Annotated in this window: 19 protein-coding genes and 1 tRNA gene; 13 read left to right on the forward strand and 7 right to left on the reverse strand. The window is 69.8% G+C overall.

The window, feature by feature from the left end; all coding sequences use genetic code 11:
- Positions 1-29: 29 nt before the first annotated feature.
- Both V1227_RS24225 and V1227_RS24230 read left to right on the forward strand, forming a co-directional pair.
- Entirely contained in the window at positions 30-1,250 is a 1,221-nt protein-coding gene (locus V1227_RS24225) for an acetyl-CoA C-acetyltransferase (protein WP_236220397.1), read from the forward strand.
- A gap of 161 nt (positions 1,251-1,411) precedes the next feature.
- Positions 1,412-1,621 carry a hypothetical protein gene (locus V1227_RS24230; RefSeq protein ID WP_329787813.1) on the forward strand — a complete coding sequence of 70 codons (210 nt, stop codon included), beginning with the start codon at positions 1,412-1,414 and terminating at the stop codon, positions 1,619-1,621.
- 5 nt (positions 1,622-1,626) lie between these two features.
- Here V1227_RS24230 and V1227_RS24235 read toward each other — a convergent pair whose 3' ends face one another.
- The 3 genes from V1227_RS24235 to V1227_RS24245 all read right to left on the reverse strand — a co-directional run bounded on the left by V1227_RS24235 (position 1,627) and on the right by V1227_RS24245 (position 3,249).
- Complete coding sequence (locus V1227_RS24235; RefSeq protein ID WP_329787814.1) at positions 1,627-2,028, reverse strand: GNAT family N-acetyltransferase; 402 nt, start codon at positions 2,026-2,028, stop codon at positions 1,627-1,629.
- Positions 2,029-2,037: 9 nt separating this feature from the next.
- Positions 2,038-2,376, reverse strand: a complete 339-nt coding sequence (locus V1227_RS24240) for a HEAT repeat domain-containing protein (protein ID WP_329787816.1) — start codon at positions 2,374-2,376, stop codon at positions 2,038-2,040.
- Positions 2,377-2,448: 72 nt separating this feature from the next.
- Complete coding sequence (locus tag V1227_RS24245) at positions 2,449-3,249, reverse strand: Bax inhibitor-1/YccA family protein (protein WP_090099892.1); 801 nt, start codon at positions 3,247-3,249, stop codon at positions 2,449-2,451.
- 320 nt (positions 3,250-3,569) lie between these two features.
- Here V1227_RS24245 and V1227_RS24250 point away from each other — a divergent pair, with 320 nt between their 5' ends.
- Genes V1227_RS24250 through V1227_RS24260 form a run of 3 tightly spaced genes read left to right on the forward strand, consistent with a single transcriptional unit; the run spans position 3,570 to position 6,868 of the window.
- Positions 3,570-4,958 carry a SpaA isopeptide-forming pilin-related protein gene (locus V1227_RS24250; RefSeq protein ID WP_329787817.1) on the forward strand — a complete coding sequence of 463 codons (1,389 nt, stop codon included), beginning with the start codon at positions 3,570-3,572 and terminating at the stop codon, positions 4,956-4,958.
- Positions 4,943-5,656, forward strand: coding sequence for a class F sortase (locus tag V1227_RS24255; RefSeq protein ID WP_329787818.1), 714 nt, complete (start codon positions 4,943-4,945; stop codon positions 5,654-5,656). Before V1227_RS24250 ends, V1227_RS24255 begins: the two co-directional genes overlap by 16 nt.
- 57 nt (positions 5,657-5,713) lie before the next feature.
- Positions 5,714-6,868, forward strand: a complete 1,155-nt coding sequence (locus V1227_RS24260; protein ID WP_329787819.1) for a polysaccharide deacetylase — start codon at positions 5,714-5,716, stop codon at positions 6,866-6,868.
- Between the two features lie 3 nt (positions 6,869-6,871).
- Here V1227_RS24260 and V1227_RS24265 read toward each other — a convergent pair whose 3' ends face one another.
- Positions 6,872-7,906: a PQQ-dependent sugar dehydrogenase gene (locus tag V1227_RS24265; protein WP_329787820.1), complete on the reverse strand. Its 1,035-nt coding sequence runs from the start codon at positions 7,904-7,906 to the stop codon at positions 6,872-6,874.
- 291 nt (positions 7,907-8,197) lie between these two features.
- On the opposite strand from V1227_RS24265, the gene pqqA reads away from it, so the two are divergent.
- From pqqA to V1227_RS24305, 8 genes are all read left to right on the forward strand, one after another.
- Complete coding sequence (gene pqqA / locus V1227_RS24270; protein WP_236220405.1) at positions 8,198-8,320, forward strand: pyrroloquinoline quinone precursor peptide PqqA; 123 nt, start codon at positions 8,198-8,200, stop codon at positions 8,318-8,320.
- A 6-nt stretch (positions 8,321-8,326) separates the two neighbouring features.
- Entirely contained in the window at positions 8,327-9,094 is a 768-nt protein-coding gene (gene pqqC, locus V1227_RS24275; RefSeq protein WP_442916355.1) for a pyrroloquinoline-quinone synthase PqqC, read from the forward strand.
- The gene (gene pqqD, locus V1227_RS24280; RefSeq protein WP_329787821.1) at positions 9,091-9,369 is read left to right on the forward strand and encodes a pyrroloquinoline quinone biosynthesis peptide chaperone PqqD; all 279 of its coding nucleotides are present in this window, start codon (positions 9,091-9,093) and stop codon (positions 9,367-9,369) included. The genes pqqC and pqqD overlap by 4 nt, the downstream gene beginning before the upstream one ends.
- Positions 9,362-10,441: a pyrroloquinoline quinone biosynthesis protein PqqE gene (gene pqqE / locus V1227_RS24285; protein ID WP_329787822.1), complete on the forward strand. Its 1,080-nt coding sequence runs from the start codon at positions 9,362-9,364 to the stop codon at positions 10,439-10,441. Before pqqD ends, pqqE begins: the two co-directional genes overlap by 8 nt.
- Positions 10,438-11,310, forward strand: a complete 873-nt coding sequence (pqqB, locus tag V1227_RS24290) for a pyrroloquinoline quinone biosynthesis protein PqqB (protein ID WP_329787823.1) — start codon at positions 10,438-10,440, stop codon at positions 11,308-11,310. The genes pqqE and pqqB overlap by 4 nt, the downstream gene beginning before the upstream one ends.
- A 64-nt stretch (positions 11,311-11,374) precedes the next feature.
- The gene (locus V1227_RS24295; protein ID WP_329787824.1) at positions 11,375-11,527 is read left to right on the forward strand and encodes a hypothetical protein; all 153 of its coding nucleotides are present in this window, start codon (positions 11,375-11,377) and stop codon (positions 11,525-11,527) included.
- Positions 11,528-11,615: 88 nt separating this feature from the next.
- Complete coding sequence (locus tag V1227_RS24300) at positions 11,616-12,356, forward strand: inositol monophosphatase family protein (RefSeq protein ID WP_329787825.1); 741 nt, start codon at positions 11,616-11,618, stop codon at positions 12,354-12,356.
- On the forward strand, positions 12,353-13,039 hold the full coding sequence (locus V1227_RS24305; RefSeq protein ID WP_329787826.1) for an SDR family NAD(P)-dependent oxidoreductase: 687 nt from the start codon (positions 12,353-12,355) through the stop codon (positions 13,037-13,039). The genes V1227_RS24300 and V1227_RS24305 overlap by 4 nt, the downstream gene beginning before the upstream one ends.
- A gap of 318 nt (positions 13,040-13,357) precedes the next feature.
- Here V1227_RS24305 and V1227_RS24310 read toward each other — a convergent pair.
- The 3 genes from V1227_RS24310 to V1227_RS24320 all read right to left on the reverse strand — a co-directional run bounded on the left by V1227_RS24310 (position 13,358) and on the right by V1227_RS24320 (position 14,775).
- Positions 13,358-13,434, reverse strand: a tRNA-Leu gene (locus V1227_RS24310).
- Between the two features lie 118 nt (positions 13,435-13,552).
- The gene (locus V1227_RS24315; RefSeq protein ID WP_329787827.1) at positions 13,553-14,656 is read right to left on the reverse strand and encodes an ATP-grasp domain-containing protein; all 1,104 of its coding nucleotides are present in this window, start codon (positions 14,654-14,656) and stop codon (positions 13,553-13,555) included.
- Positions 14,653-14,775, reverse strand: a complete 123-nt coding sequence (locus tag V1227_RS24320) for a hypothetical protein (protein WP_256238980.1) — start codon at positions 14,773-14,775, stop codon at positions 14,653-14,655. The genes V1227_RS24315 and V1227_RS24320 overlap by 4 nt, the downstream gene beginning before the upstream one ends.
- Positions 14,776-14,909: the final 134 nt, after the last annotated feature.

The raw sequence follows: 14,909 nt of genomic DNA on the forward strand, positions 1-14,909 counted from the left end.
AACCTTGACTCTCAACGAGGAGTTCCGTGATGCCTGAGGCCGTGATCGTCTCCGCCGCCCGCTCCCCCATCGGCCGCGCGGGCAAGGGTTCGCTGAAGGACGTTCGGCCCGACGACCTCGCCGCGCGGATGGTGCGCGCGGCACTCGACAAGGTGCCGCAGCTCGACCCCGCGCAGATCGACGACCTGATGCTCGGCTGCGGCCTCCCCGGCGGCGAGCAGGGCTTCAACATGGCGCGCGTCGTCTCCGTGCTGCTCGGCTACGACAACCTGCCCGGCACCACCGTCACGCGGTACTGCGCCTCGTCGCTGCAGACGACCCGCATGGCCCTGCACGCCATCAAGGCGGGCGAGGGCGACGTGTTCATCAGCGCCGGCGTCGAGACGGTGTCGCGGTTCGCCAAGGGCAGCTCCGACTCGTGGCCCGACACGCACAACCCGGTCTTCGCCGACGCCGAGGCCCGCACCGCCGCTACCAAGGCCGCCGGCGCGCAGGAGTGGGTCGACCCGCGCACGCTCGACGTCGTGCCGGACGTCTACATCCCCATGGGCGAGACCGCCGAGAACCTGGCTCTGCTCAAGGGCGTCTCGCGCCAGGAGATGGACGAGTTCGGCGTCCGCTCGCAGAACCTCGCCGAGAAGGCCATCGCCGACGGCTTCTGGGCCCGCGAGATCACGCCCGTGACGCTGCCGGACGGCACCGTGGTCTCCACCGACGACGGCCCGCGCGCCGGCGTCACCTACGAGGCCGTGTCGCAGCTCAAGCCGGTCTTCCGCCCCGACGGCCGGATCAACGCGGGCAACTGCTGCCCGCTCAACGACGGCGCCGCGGCCCTCGTGGTCATGTCCGACACCAAGGCCCGCGAGCTCGGCATCACCCCGCTCGCCCGCATCGTGTCGACCGGCGTCTCGGGCCTGTCCCCGGAGATCATGGGCCTCGGCCCGGTCGAGGCCTCGAAGCGCGCACTGGCGCTCGCGGGCCTGTCGGTCTCCGACATCGACCTCGTGGAGATCAACGAGGCGTTCGCCGCCCAGGTGATCCCGTCCTACCAGGAGCTCGGCATCGACCTGGACCGCCTGAACGTCAACGGTGGCGCCATCGCCGTCGGCCACCCGTTCGGCATGACCGGCGCGCGCATCACCACGACGCTGATCAACTCGCTGCAGTTCCACGACAAGCAGTTCGGACTCGAGACCATGTGCGTCGGCGGCGGCCAGGGCATGGCGATGGTGATCGAGCGCCTGAGCTGAGCTCTTCTTCAAGATCTGCAATTTGACGTCTGCAAGTAGCTCCGCTTCACCCGAACGGAGCTACTCGCAGGCACCCTTTCTGCCGATGAGATGAATCGTCGCTCATTGACGTCATCAGGCGAGGGGAGTCCGTCCCTACCGATGAGTTAGGAGGGCCGGACATGCCCTACGTGTGGTGGCAAAGCGAATACGACCTGCAATGCCATGCTTTCTCCCTCGACCAGGCCAACGGACCGCGCGCCTTCTACGAGGCCGTCTGCGAGCACTCGGTCCCCGGCGAACGGGTCTCGCGCGCCCAGGCCGGCGCGCTCTGCACCCCCTGCCTGATCAAGGTGGGCACCGAGCTGCCCGACGTCCGCTGGCGGGTCTAGCGGCGCTACATCCCGATCGAGTCCGGTGCGCTCTCCACGAACCCGTGACGGGCGTAGAGACGACGGCCCGGCGGATCGGCCAGCAGGCTCACCTGAGCCTCGGGCGCGGCCTCGCGGATCTTCTCCAGCAACGCGGTCATGACCGCGTCACCGATGCCTTTGCGCTGGTGGTCCGGCAACACCGCCATGTCGATGATGACGAAGTACGTGCCGCCGTCACCGATCACCCGCCCCATTCCGACGGTTTCACCTGATTCCACGTGAACGACGTGCGTGCTCACCCACGCGCCTTTGACGCCGATTTCGGCTTGCGCGCGAGTGCGTTCGCTCAGTCCCGATTCCCTGCCCAGGCGCAGGTAGTCGTCGACTTCCGGTGGTGCCACGACGAGCCGATATGCGGAGTCCACGCATTCCCCTCACTTGTGCGCGTTGTTCGCCCGATGGCGGTAAAGGGCGGTCCGTGCTTCTTTGGTGCCGAGTTCCCGGAGCCCGGTGACGGCCCAGGACGCCAGCGACTCGTCCTCGTGGTCCAGGTGCTCGGCCAGGACCGGCAACGCCTCCGGTGACCGGGCGTCACCGATGAGTTCGAGCAGCCACGCCTTCAGGCCCCGGTCGTCCTCCTCGGCGCGGAACGCCGCGATCAGCTCGTCGAGGTGCTCCGCCGCGTGCGGCTGCAGCAGCGCGAAGCCGTTCTCCCGGTCCTGGCCGTTGCGCCGGCGCATGAGCCGCATGGCCTCGTCGAACCTCTTCGTCATCCCCGCTCCCCCACAACGCCGAAGGGGCGCCCCGCCGCAGCGGAACGCCCCTTCACAGCACTTCCCGGGACGTCAGTCCGAGTTGAAGTACGACAGCAGTCGCAGGATCTCGGTGTAGAGCCACACGAGGGTGACGGTGAGACCGAACGCGATCTGCCACGCGAACTTGGCCGGCACGCCGGCGCGGATCGCCTGGTCGGCGGCGTCGAAGTCGATCAGGAAGCTGAACGCCGCGAGGCCGATGCAGACGAGGCTGAAGATGATGGCGATCGTGCCGCCGGAGCGGATGCCGATGCCGCCGCCACCGTTGAAGAAGCTCAGCACGAAGTTGAACAGCATCAGCACGCCGACGCCGATGATGGCGCCGGTGATCCACTTGGTGAACTTCGGCGTCACCCGGATAGCGCCGGTCTTGTAGACCACGAGCATGCCGAGGAACACGCCGAGCGTGCCGATCACGGCCTGGCCGATCACCGCGATGCCGTTGCCCGGCACCACGTTGTCGAGCGCGCGGCCGATGATGTAGCTGATGCCGCCGAGGAAGATGCCCTCTGCGACGGCGTACGCGATCACGAGCGGCGGGCTCGGGTTGCGCTTGAACATGATGATCAGCGCGAGCACGAGGCCGATGATCGCCGCGGGGAACGCGAGGAAGTACAGACCCGTCACGAACGTGGTGACGGCGCCTGCGGCCACCACACCGAGGGTGATGGCGGTCTTGGTGACGACGTCGTCGATCGTCATCGGCCGCTCGCTGGTCAGCGGCGGCGGGGCCTGCTGGTAGCCAGCCTCTGGCTGGCCGAAGCCTGCGTAGCCTCCGTACCCGCCGCCGGTCGGCAGGTTACGGAAAGCCGGGTTGCTGCTCGAGCGCACCTGGTCCTCCTGGGGCGTTGCTTTACGCCGTCACGGGGTACAACGAGCACGCTCGGTGCCATGTTCCCCGTCGGTAAAGGCGACTTTACCCCCGACGACGATCACACGTGCGCAAATACTGCGCCAACTCCGGAGCGTAGTGACGCTACGGCGTGTCGCAGCGTGTCCTTGCGGAACTGAGTAATGCGCGTCACATTCCGATCACGTTCACACGTCCTCGCAGCGCCAGACTTCCCCCTCGTGGGGGCTTGTCCCCGATGTGGGGGACCGACAAGCTCGCACGCGGGAAGTACACAGGTCAGAGGGGATCGAGATTCACCATGGGCTGGAAACGTCTGGCCGCCGTGGCGGTGGTTTCGGGGCTCGCGCTCCTGACCGCCCCCGCGACGGCGACAGCTGTCGGCGTCAAGGGCATCGGCCACAACGCGTCCGGGCTCCAGCCCAACGCCACACCGGGCAGCGAGTGGCACGGCTCATACATCTGGCAGGACAAGCACGTGTGGTGCGTGCAGTACGCGCTGCCGGCTCCGGACAGCAACGTCGGCTACAAGGAAGGCGACGCGCTGCGCACCAAGGCGGGCAAGGACCTCGCGCCGGACATCGCGGCGAACATCTCCTACCTGCTGCTGCGCTACTCCACGACGAAGTCCGCGGAGGAGGCCGCCGCTCTCGCGCACCTCCTGCACAGCTGGACGTCGGCACCCGACGGCGCCGTGCGCCTCGACACGACCGACCCGAAGTTCCTCGCCTACGACGCGGCCTTCTACGCCGCACGGCTGCCGCAGCCGGTCCTGGACACCGTCGCGCGCCTGAAGGCCGACGCCGAGGCCAACCGCGGCCCGTGGGCGCTCAGCGCCACCGCGCCGAAGGAGCCGCTGATCATCGGCACCGAGTCCACCTGGACCGTGTCGCTGCTCAAGGCGGACAAGAAGGGCGTCACGAACGCCCCGATCGACTTCACCCTGACCGACGCGAAGCTGGCCGACGGCAGCACGAGCGGCAAGGCCACCACGGGCCCGGACGGCAGCCCCGCCACGATCAAGCTCGTCGCGACCGGCCCCAAGCCGTCGATCGCGGCCGTCGCGGACTCCCCCGCCGACCGCCCGGTCGTGCACTTCCCGATCCAGACCGAGAACATGCAGCGCATGGTCACGACCGGTGGCGAGAAGAAGCTGAAGGCCGCCGCCAGCGGCCAGGCCAGGACCGCGCCGGGCGCCGTGAAGATCACGAAGATCGACTCGGAGACCAAGAGGGCGATCGCGGGCGTCGCGCTGCGCGTCACGGCCAAGGACCAGACGTCCGCGGCGAAGAAGCAGGACGACACGGACCTCGTCGGCACGGACGGCAAGCCGCTCGTGCTGCAGACCGGCCCCGACGGCACTGTCGAGGTGCCGGACCTGCGCACCCCGCAGGAGATCTGCCTCGTCGAGGTGGCCGCTCCCAAGGGCTACGAGGAGTTCTTCGACCCGAAGGCACCGCCGGCGGCCTGCGGCACGCTCGCGGCCGGCCAGACGCTGGCGCTCGAGCTGGTGAACAAGCCGAACAAGCCCGTCGTGCCGAGCACGATCCCGGCCGGCGCGGACGGCAGGACGCCCGTCGCCACGGCGTCGTTCGACACGCAGCTGCGCCCCGGCGTGCTGCTCGGGGTGGGTGGACTGGTGCTGCTCGGTGCGGCGCTGGCAGGCTTCCTGGTGTGGCGCAGGCAGTGAGTCCCAAGGCGTTCCTGACCGGTGCGCTGGTAGCGGGTGTCGCCGCTGCCGGCGCGCTGGTCGGCACGCCGGAAACCGAGGTCCTCCCCGGACGCGCGATCGCGGCCGAGATCCCGGTCGTCGGACCGGGACCGGTGGCCGACAGCCTCAGCACCGGCCGAGGGGCCGACCTCACCGGTCTCGTCGGCGGGGCGAACACGGCCAACGCCAAGCCCGCCGACCCCGCTCCCCCGCGGCAACAGCAGCCCGCGCCGCCCAAGGCCGGTCCGGGCTCCGTGCGGCTGCCCTCGGGCGGCTCGGCGACGTTGGTGCGCAAGGAGGTCAAGGACGGCGTGCTGCCCGTTCCGGACGGCATCGGCGAGGCGACGTGGTGGGGCACCGAGCTCGCGGCCCCCGAGGGCGCCACGGTGCTCGCCGGGCACGTCGACTGGAAGGGCGCGAAGGGCCCGTTCGCGGAGCTGTGGCAGGCGCAGAACGGCCGCGAGGTCGTGATCGCCGACAGCGCGGGCAAGGAGTTCCGGTTCCGCATCAAGCAGATCGAGACCGTGCGCAAGGAGGAGCTGCCCGCTCGCGCCGTCGAGTTCTTCGGCCCGCGCGGCCCGCACCGGTTGGTGCTGGTCACGTGCGGCGGGACCTGGATCGGCGGGCAGCAGGGGTACGAGGCGAACCGGGTCGTGATCGCCGAACCCGTTCGGTAGCGAAGCAACCCGTTCGGGTGACCAGTCGTCTCCTAAGGTGTGAAACGGTGGGGATGGTTGACCACGGGCGTGGCTCTGGGGCTGGTTCTGGCGGTGGTGCTGACTCTCGGGTCGCAGAAGGACCCGGTCACCGCGTCCGATCCCGGCCCCCTGCCGATGGCACCGAGACTGCCGGCCCCGAAGGACTCCGGTCCGACGCCGACGGTGCCCGCCCCCACCCGGGAGCAGCTCGACAAGCAGCCGTGGATGCACAAGCTCGCTCCCGGTGAGAAGCCCCCGCAGTTCGTGCTCTTCTCCTTCGACGGCGCTGTGTCGAAGCAGCACTGGGACAAGGTCCTGCCGATCGCCAAGGCCAAGAACGCGCACGTCACGGGTCTGCTGTCCGGCGTCTACATGCTGGCCGACCAGGACAGGAACCAGTACCAGCCCCCGGCGGGGCTCAAGCGCGGCGTCTCCGACATCCAGTTCGGCGGCAGCCGGCAGGACATCGCGGCCCGCATCGGCTACCTGAACCAGGTGATCGCCGACGGCCACGAGATCGGCACGCACTACAACGGCCACTTCTGCTCGGGCGGCACCCAGCCGTCGGTCGACAAGTGGGACAACGCGGCCTGGAACGCCGAGCTCCAGCAGTTCAGGCAGATCGTCGACAGGTCGCGCGCCGCGGGGCTCACCCTCCCCGCCGACGCCGTCCGGGGTGGACGGACGCCGTGCCTGGAGGGCAACTGGGACCAGGCTTTCCCGGCGATGGCCGCGAACGGCCTCGTCTACGACACCAGCAAGGTCGCGCTGGGCGTGCAGTGGCCGACCGTCCAGAACGGACTGTACGAGTTCCCGATGCCCGAGGTGCGGGTTCCCGCGCTGGGCAAGCAGGTCGTCATGATGGACTTCAACCTCTGGTACGCGCTCAACCAGGCCAAGGACGAACCGCACCGCGCGCCCGAGTTCACCCGGATCGTGTTCGACACCTACCGGTCCGTGCACCAGGCCGCGTTGAACGGCAACCGCGCGCCGATCGTCGTCGGCAACCACTTCAACGAGTGGAACGGGTCGGCGTTCTCGAACGCGATGGAGCAGTTCCTCGAGTACGTGTGCGACAAGCCGGAGACGGTGTGCGCCACCTACACCGAGGTGATCCAGTGGATGCAGCTGCAGGACCCGGCGGTGCTGGACCAGCTCCGCCGGATGCCCGCAGCCCGCAACTGGCAGTGAGGGCTACCCGTCGGTCGAGATGATCCGGTCGTCGTTCGCGCCGGGCTGGCCGTTCGCGTCCTGGTTGGACGTTCCGATCCACAGCGTGCCGTCCGGAGCGGGAGCCACCGAGCGCACGCGGCCGTAGCTCGTGAACACCGCCTGCGGCGTGCCGAGCGTGGTGCCGCTGACCGGGACCTTCCAGACCCGGCGGCCGGTGACGGCGCCGACGTACAGGGCGTTCTTGTAGTACGCGATGCCGGACGGACCGGCCTGGCTGTTGGGCCACGTCTTGACCGGGTTGGTCATGCCCGCGACCGAGCAGGTGCCCTCGCACGTGGGCCAGCCGTAGTTCCTGCCGGCCTCGATGCGGTTGATCTCGTCGGTGGTGTTGTTGCCGAACTCCGTGGCGTACGCGGTGTTTCCGACCCAGGTGATGCCCTGGACGTTGCGGTGGCCGATCGAGTAGACGACGCTGCCGGCGCGGGGGTTGCCGGTGGCGGGCCTGCCCGCGGTGTCGAAGCGGAGGACCTTGCCGCCCAACGAGTTCCAGTTCTGCGCGGTGCCGGTGTTCTGGCCGTCGCCCGTGGTGGCCCACAGGAAGCCGTCCGGACCCCACTCGAGGCCGCCGCCGTTGTGGTAGCGGTTCTTGGGGATGCCGGTGACGATCGGCTGGGGCGTGCCGCCGAGCTGCAGCTTGGCGACGCGGTTGTCGGTCGCCGTCGAGTAGTAGATGAAGACGGAGTTGTCGGTCGCGAAGCTCTTCGAGACGGCGAGGCCGAGCAGTCCGCCCTCACCGCCCGTCGTCTGGGCCTGTTCCACCGTGTCCAGCTCGGTCACGGTCGTGCCCGAGAGCTTCTTGATCTTGCGGGTGTCCCGCTCGGTGAAGATGCCGCTGCCGTCCGGCAGGAACTCGATGTCCCAGGGGATGTCGAGCCTGGTGGCGAGCGTGCGCTCGGCCAGGACGGAGGGGTCGTCCTGCGCTGAGGCGGGGATCACGCACAGGGACGCGGCCAGGGCAGTGCAGGCTGCCGCCGCTGCGATTCGACGAGCACGCATCTGTGCTCTCCTTCGGGTCCGCTCGGAGTTTTGGCTGCGGCGGCGGTGTTGCAGGGCGTGCTTACGCAATCACAGATCGCATGCCCCCGCAACAGTCGTCGGAGGTCCCGGTGTTCCCGGCTTCCGGACGACGGAAACTGACCATCATCCATCCGATGACTTCCGGGCACCTTCTGTACGGTCTAGACCGTGGCGGCGTGGACCACCTACCGTGGGAACCGCCGCCGCGCCCTCACGGAAAGCGCTTGCAGGCCCTCCGGGGCCCGCGGGCAGGAGACCGAGGAGTTGCGCATGAACGAAGCCGTCACCACCACCGGGACCGAACTCCCCGAGGTCAGGCGCGAGTGGGTCAAGCCCGACTTCCGCGACTTCGAGACGCCGATGGAGGTCACCGCCTACGCGGCTCGCAGCTGACGTCAGGTGGCGGGCCGGGGTTCCCGGTGGAGCCCCGGCCTCTCCGCGCGTCCTGCCCCTGGTCGACCGAGGAGTTCCCATGACTGCCGTTCCCCCGCGCAGTTCGTCGCCGAACTGCGCGCCCTCGCACCCCGGTACTGGGACAGCCACCCGTTCCACCTGCGCATGCACGCCGGTCAGCTGAGCAAGCACGAACTGCAGTCGTGGGCCGCGAACCGCTGGTACTACCAGCGCTGCATCGCGCAGAAGGACGCCGCGATCCTGTCCAACTGCCCGGTGCCCGAGATCCGCCGCCGGTGGCGTGAGCGGATCGTCTGGCACGACGGCACGCAGCCGGGTGAGGGTGGCGCGGAGAACTGGATCCGCCTCGCGGAGGCCGTGGGCCTGACCCGGGAGGAGGTGCTCGACGAGCGGCACGTCCTGCCCGGCACGCGGTTCGCCGTGGACGCCTACGTGACCTTCGCGCGCACCAAGCCGTGGGTCGAGGCCATCGCGTCCGGGCTCACCGAGATGTTCTCGGGCGCTCTGATGCGCAAGCGCTTGGCGGCGTTGCGGGAGCAGTACCCGTGGATCACCGAGGAGGGTTTCGCCTACTTCACCAACCGCATCGAAGCGGTGGCCGGTGAGGGGAAGGCCACCGTGGACATCGTGGTCGCGCATTCGCTGACCCGTGAGCAGCAACTGGCCGCCGTGGCCGCGTTGTCGTTCAAGTGCGACGTCCTGCGCGCCGTGCTGGACGCGGTCGACTACTACTCGGGCAAGGGCAAGCCGTGACGTCCGCGGTCGCACTGGACGCCGTGCCGCGGATCCGGCGCGGCGTGAAGCGCACCTACGACCAGATCCGGTCCGCGCACGTCGTGCTGTTCCCCGAGGGGGTGCTGGTGCTCAACGAGACCGCCGCCTCCGTCGTGGCGCTGTGCGACGGCGTTCGTTCCGTCGGCGACATCGCCCTCGCGCTGGGCGACGAGTACGCCGGCGTGGAACCCGAGGACGTGGCCTCGCTGGTGGCCCGCCTCGTCGAGCGGAGGGTGGTGGACGTCGATGGCTGAGGCGCCCTTCGGCCTGCTGGCCGAGCTGACGCACCGGTGCCCGCTGCAGTGCGGCTACTGCTCGAACCCGCTGGAGCTGGTGCGCCGCGACGCCGAGCTGCCTACCGAGGACTGGCGGCGCGTCTTCGACCAGGCCCGCTCACTGGGCTGCCTGCAGATCCACCTGTCCGGCGGGGAACCGCTGCTGCGCCAGGACCTCCCCGAGCTGGTCTCGCACGCGAGCGGCCTCGGCTGCTACGTCAACCTCGTCACGTCCGGGATCGGTCTCTCGCGCGACCGGTTGCGCTCGCTGGCTTCCCTGGGCGTCGACCACGTGCAGCTGTCGTTGCAGGACGCGACCCGTGCGGGCAACGACCGGATCGCGGGCATCAAGGCGTTCGACCGGAAGGTGGAGGCCGCGGCTCTCGTCCGCGAGGAGGGCTTGCCGCTGACGGTGAACACCGTGCTGCACCGGCAGAACCTCGACCACGTCGCCGGCATCATCGCGATGGCCGAGGAGATGGGCGCCGAGCGCCTGGAGCTCGCGAACACCCAGTACTACGGCTGGGCGCTGCGCAACCGCGCGGCACTCCTGCCCACCCGGGACCAGCTCGCCGCCGCCGACCCGGTCGTCGCCGCGGCGCAGGAACGCCTGCGCGGGCGGATGGAGATCGTCTACGTGATCGCGGACTACCACGAGGCCCACCCGAAGCCCTGCATGTACGGGTGGGGCGCCCGGCAGCTGACGGTGGCGCCCAACGGCGACGTGCTCCCCTGCCCCGCCGCCACGGTGATCTCGTCACTGCGGATCGAGAACGTGCGCGAGTCGTCGTTGCACGACATCTGGCACTCCTCGTCGTCGTTCAACGCGTTCCGCGGCTTCGACTGGATGCGCGACCCGTGCCGGTCGTGCCCGCGCAAGGAGGTCGACTTCGGCGGGTGCCGCTGCCAGGCCTTCCAGCTGACCGGTGACGCGGCGGCGACCGACCCCGTCTGCTCGCTGTCACCGTTGCGGTCCACTGTGGACACGATCCTGGCGACCGAGATGGCGCCGGCCGACGTTCCCGCGATGGCGATGAGGAAGATGCGGTGAAGGCGGTTCTGTTCGGCACGGCGGCCGGTGGCGGGTTCCCGCAGTGGAACTGCGCCTGCTCGTTGTGCGTGCGCGCCCGGTCCGGCGCGTTGCCCTCCCGGTCGCAGGACTGCCTGGCGATCACCGGCAACGGCACCGACTGGTGGCTCGTCAACGCTTCTCCGGACATCCGCACGCAGATCACCTCCTGTGCGTTGCTGAACCCCGGACCCGGTGCGCGGGAGACCCCGTTGCGCGGTGCGTTGCTCACCGACGCGGAGCTCGACCACACCCTCGGCCTGCTGACGCTGCGCGGCGGGGCGGGGTTGACGGTCTGGGCACCTTCCGCGGTCCTGCACGCGGTGAAGGACCAGTTCGACCTGCGCACGGTGATCGACGGGTACTCGCCGCTGTCGTGGCGCGAGGCCGGTTCCTTCGCGGTGGACGGCCTCCGCGTCACGGCCGTCCCGATCAGCGACAAGCGCCCGAAGTACGCCCGTTCCTCCACTGTGGACGGCCCCTGGGTGGTCGCGTACCGCTTCGAGGACGTCGTTTCCGGTGGTGTGCTGGTCTACGCGCCCTGTCTCGCGTCGTGGCCCGGCGGTTTCGACGAGGTGGTGGCCTCGGCCGACTGCGTGCTGCTCGACGGCACCTTCTACGCCGCCTCCGAGATGGGGTCGGCGACCGGCAGCTCGTCCGGCCAGGCTTCGATGGGCCACCTGCCGATCACCGCGAGCCTGCCCGAGCTGCGGCGGTTCCCCTCCGTGCGGCGGATGTACACGCACCTCAACAACACCAACCCGGTGCTCGACCCGTCGTCCCCGGAAGCGGCTTCCGTGCGCGAGGCCGGCGTCGAAGTGCCTTGGGACGGCACGGTGATCGAGCTCTAGGTGGGAATCGGCGGATGTCCTGCGTGATCGGGGCCGACCGCTGGCCGCGCGGCTCGTCGCGGAGATGCCGTCGTTCGTGCGGCAGGTGGCCGCGGCGCTGGTGGAACGCGTGCCCGCGTACTCCCAGCTGCCTGCGGAGGAGCTCGCCGGCGACATCCACCGCGTCACCGAGCATGCCCTGCGCGCGTTCGCAGCCGTGCTCGACTCGGGTGCGTGAGCTCATCGTGGTGGCACAGGTCACCGGCGCGGGTGGGACGTTGCCCGGAGTCGTCCGGCCGGGTTCGTGACCGATCAGAATGGCACCCGTGACTCCCGGCGCTCTCCTCTCGCTGGCGGTGCAGTCCTGCGTGGACGCCGCCAAGCTCCTGCACGGCCTGACCGTCGACGTGGCGGCGAAGGGCGCCTTCGACCAGGTCAGCAACGCCGACCTGGAGGTGGAGGCGTTCTTGCGGCGTTCGCTGACCGACGGCGCCCCCGGCTCGGCGGTCGTCGGCGAGGAGCTCGGCAGCTCGTCGGCCCCCGTCACCTGGTTCGTCGACCCGATCGACGGCACCCGGAACTTCGTGCGCGGCATCCCGCTGTCGTGCATCTCGGTCGCCGCGGCGGTCGACGGCACGCTGGTCGCGGGCTGCGTGCTGGACCCGTTCCGCGACGAGCTCTTCACCGCGGCCGTGGACGTGCCCTTCGCCGTGCGGTCGTCCGGCCTGGTGATCACGCCGGGGGTGAGCCCGCGCCCGCTGGTGCTGACCGACATCCCGTTGCCCGGCAGCCCTTACAGCGGCGAGATGGACCTCCTGAGCTCGCTCCTGACCGTCGCCGACGTGCGCCGCGTGTACTCGACGGCCCTGTCGCTCGCCTGGGTCGCCGCGGGCCGGGCCGACGCCGCGGCCAACATCGGCACGCACCCGTGGGACGTGGCCGCCGGCACCGTCCTGGTCCGCGCGGCCGGCGGCCAGTTCCGCGAGATCAGCGCGAACGCCTTCGTCGCCGGCCGGGGTGAGATCGTCGACTGGTTGGCCCCGCGCGTGGAAGGCATCGTCTCGTGATCGATCTCAACGGCAAGGTCGTGCTGGTCACCGGAGCCGGCGGCACCATCGGCGGCGGCATCGTCCGCCGCTTCACCGACGCGGGCGCACGCGTCGTGAGCCACAACGGGGCGGACGACGGCGACCTGCGCACCTCGGCTCGTCGCGTGGTCGACGACGCCTTCGCGCGCTACGGCCGCTTGGACGCCGTGGTCAACAACGCGGGCATCCAACCCGTGGAACCGTTGCCCGGCATGACATCCGAGCAGTGGCAGTCCGTGGTGGACACCAACCTGACGGCACCGTTCGCCGTCACCCAGGCCGCCGTGGCACACCTGCCGCCAGGCGGCTCGGTCACGCACATCGCGTCGATCGAGGGCAGGCACCCCGCCCCCGGACACGCCCACTACGCGGCCTCGAAGGCGGGTCTGGTCATGCACGCCCGCGCCGCCGCACTGGAGTACGGCCCGCAGCTCGGCATCCGCGTGAACACGGTGTCGCCCGGGCTGATCGCGCGGCCCGGCATCGAGTCGCAGTGGCCGGAGGGCGTGGCGCGGTGGCAGGCCGCGGCACCGCTGGGCCGGCTCGGGACGCCCGCGGACGTCGGGGACGCCTGCGTGTTCCTGGCTTCGGACCTGGCTCGGTGGATCACCGGGCACGACCTCGTGGTGGACGGGGGCGTGACGGCCCGCCCGACCTGGTGAGGCGCGGGCGGCTGAGGGAATCAGATGCTCGTGACGAACACCACAGCGATTGGTACACCAGTGCCAACCGAGCGGCTCAACGCCGCTCACCCCTGGAAACCGGCCTGAGCAAAGCTCCCGACCTGCTGCTACGGCGGCTGTGCAAGATCGTCCAGCCCGGCGTCCGCCCGAACGATGACCATGATCATCTTTTGGTTACTCTCCGACTCCCCTCCCCGCATCGTTGGAGGTAGTCGAAGCAGCCGAACGGATCGCCGAAGCGACCTGCGAAACCAGTGAAACGCCTGACCAGGTACCTGATCCTGGTGCGGATCCGGTTGGTACCCCCGACGGGATTCGAACCCGTACTGTGATCCTTTTAAGGGACCTGCCTCTACCGATTGGGCTACGGGGGCGCGGTGAGCCTAGGCCTTGATCGTCGGCTTGTGTGAGCGGATGGTCGTTTCTCGCCCGAGCGGCCCAGTGAATTGGACTGGAGCGAGCATCCGGGTAAGCGTCGAACGGACCCGAACATCAGCGGGTCCTCCCGGCTCCGAGCAGTTCCTTGAAGCGCAGCGCCACCCAGTCGTGCACGGCCGCGGAGACGCTGTTGTCGCCTGCCCTGTGCTCGAACCAGCGCCAGTCGCAGTTGACGTTGATCTCCAGGAACACGTGGTCACCGCCGGTCACGAGCAGGTCGAACGCCGCCACCTGGACGCGCCAGTGGCGGGCCAGGGCGAGCAGCTTGTCCGAGAGGGACGTCGGGACCTCGGTGGGCGTGACGCGGACGGCGTCGGGATCCACCCAGAGTTGTGCCGGGTCGAGCTTGTCGACCTGGTACGCCAGGCAGCGTTCGCCGACGACGAAGACGCGCAGTTCGGTGTCGGAGGGGACGTACTCCTGCACGATCACCGGGGCGGGTTCCGGGGTGTCGGAGGCCCTGGACGTTTCCAGGGGGCGGGGGAAGAGGCCGTGTTGCACGCCCGGGCGGGGCTCCAGCAGGTGCCTGCCGGCCGTTTTGACGATGCAGTGGCCTCCGCCGGGGCGGGTGCGGCCCGGGCGGGTCGTGACGGCGGTGCGGGGGACGCGCAGGCCGAAGGCAGCGGCGTCGGAGAGCTGCGTCAGGCGGTCCAGGTGCGTCGAGAAGCGCGACGGGTTCACGTGGGCCCAGTCGGAGCGCGAGGACAGCCAGTTGGCCACTGAGGCCCACTGGTCGACGGCGTAGGCGCCTGCCAGGGTTCCCGGTTCCACCGGGACGGCGGAGAGTTCGAAGTGGCGGCGCCAGACCAGCAGGGGGCGCAGGAGCCAGCGGTCCAGCTCGATCAGCGGCTGGTCGGTGTAGACGGAGAGCGGGAGGTCGACGCAGCGGTCGGCGTCGATGCGGGCCATTCGGATGCCGCGCTCGGCCAGGGCGATGGAGAGCTCGTTCATCTCCATGTCGGCGGCGCGGGCCAGGACGAGCACGCAGGGTTGCGGGTTGCCGTCGCCCTCGTCGACCATGCCGAGGCGGTGGACCTGCTCCTGGAAGTCGAGGCACTTGGGCGGGGAGCGGAAGAGGTAGTCCTGCCCCTGCAGCAGCAGGGGTCTGGCAGCTTCGGACGGGGCACCCGGCACCCGCCCGTCAGCCGACCTGGTCAATCGTCCTTCTTGCTGCGGAAAACCTGCCCCGCCTGCGCGTACTCTGCGGCGTACTGCGCCAACGCGGGGTCCTCGATCTCGCCACGACGAAGCTGTGCGGCCAGCTCCTCGAGAGACATCGGGATCACCTCTCTCCCCACATGGCGAATCACGCATTCAGGTGATGCACCAGCCGTAGTTTCCGAAACACGTAACGCAATGTCAAGGCGGCCTCGGGAGCTTACTCCGATTGGGCGCTCAAGTTCCGCCTCTA

Origin of the sequence: Lentzea sp. DG1S-22 (assembly GCF_036321065.1) — a bacterium.
GTDB lineage: Bacteria > Actinomycetota > Actinomycetes > Mycobacteriales > Pseudonocardiaceae > Lentzea > Lentzea jiangxiensis.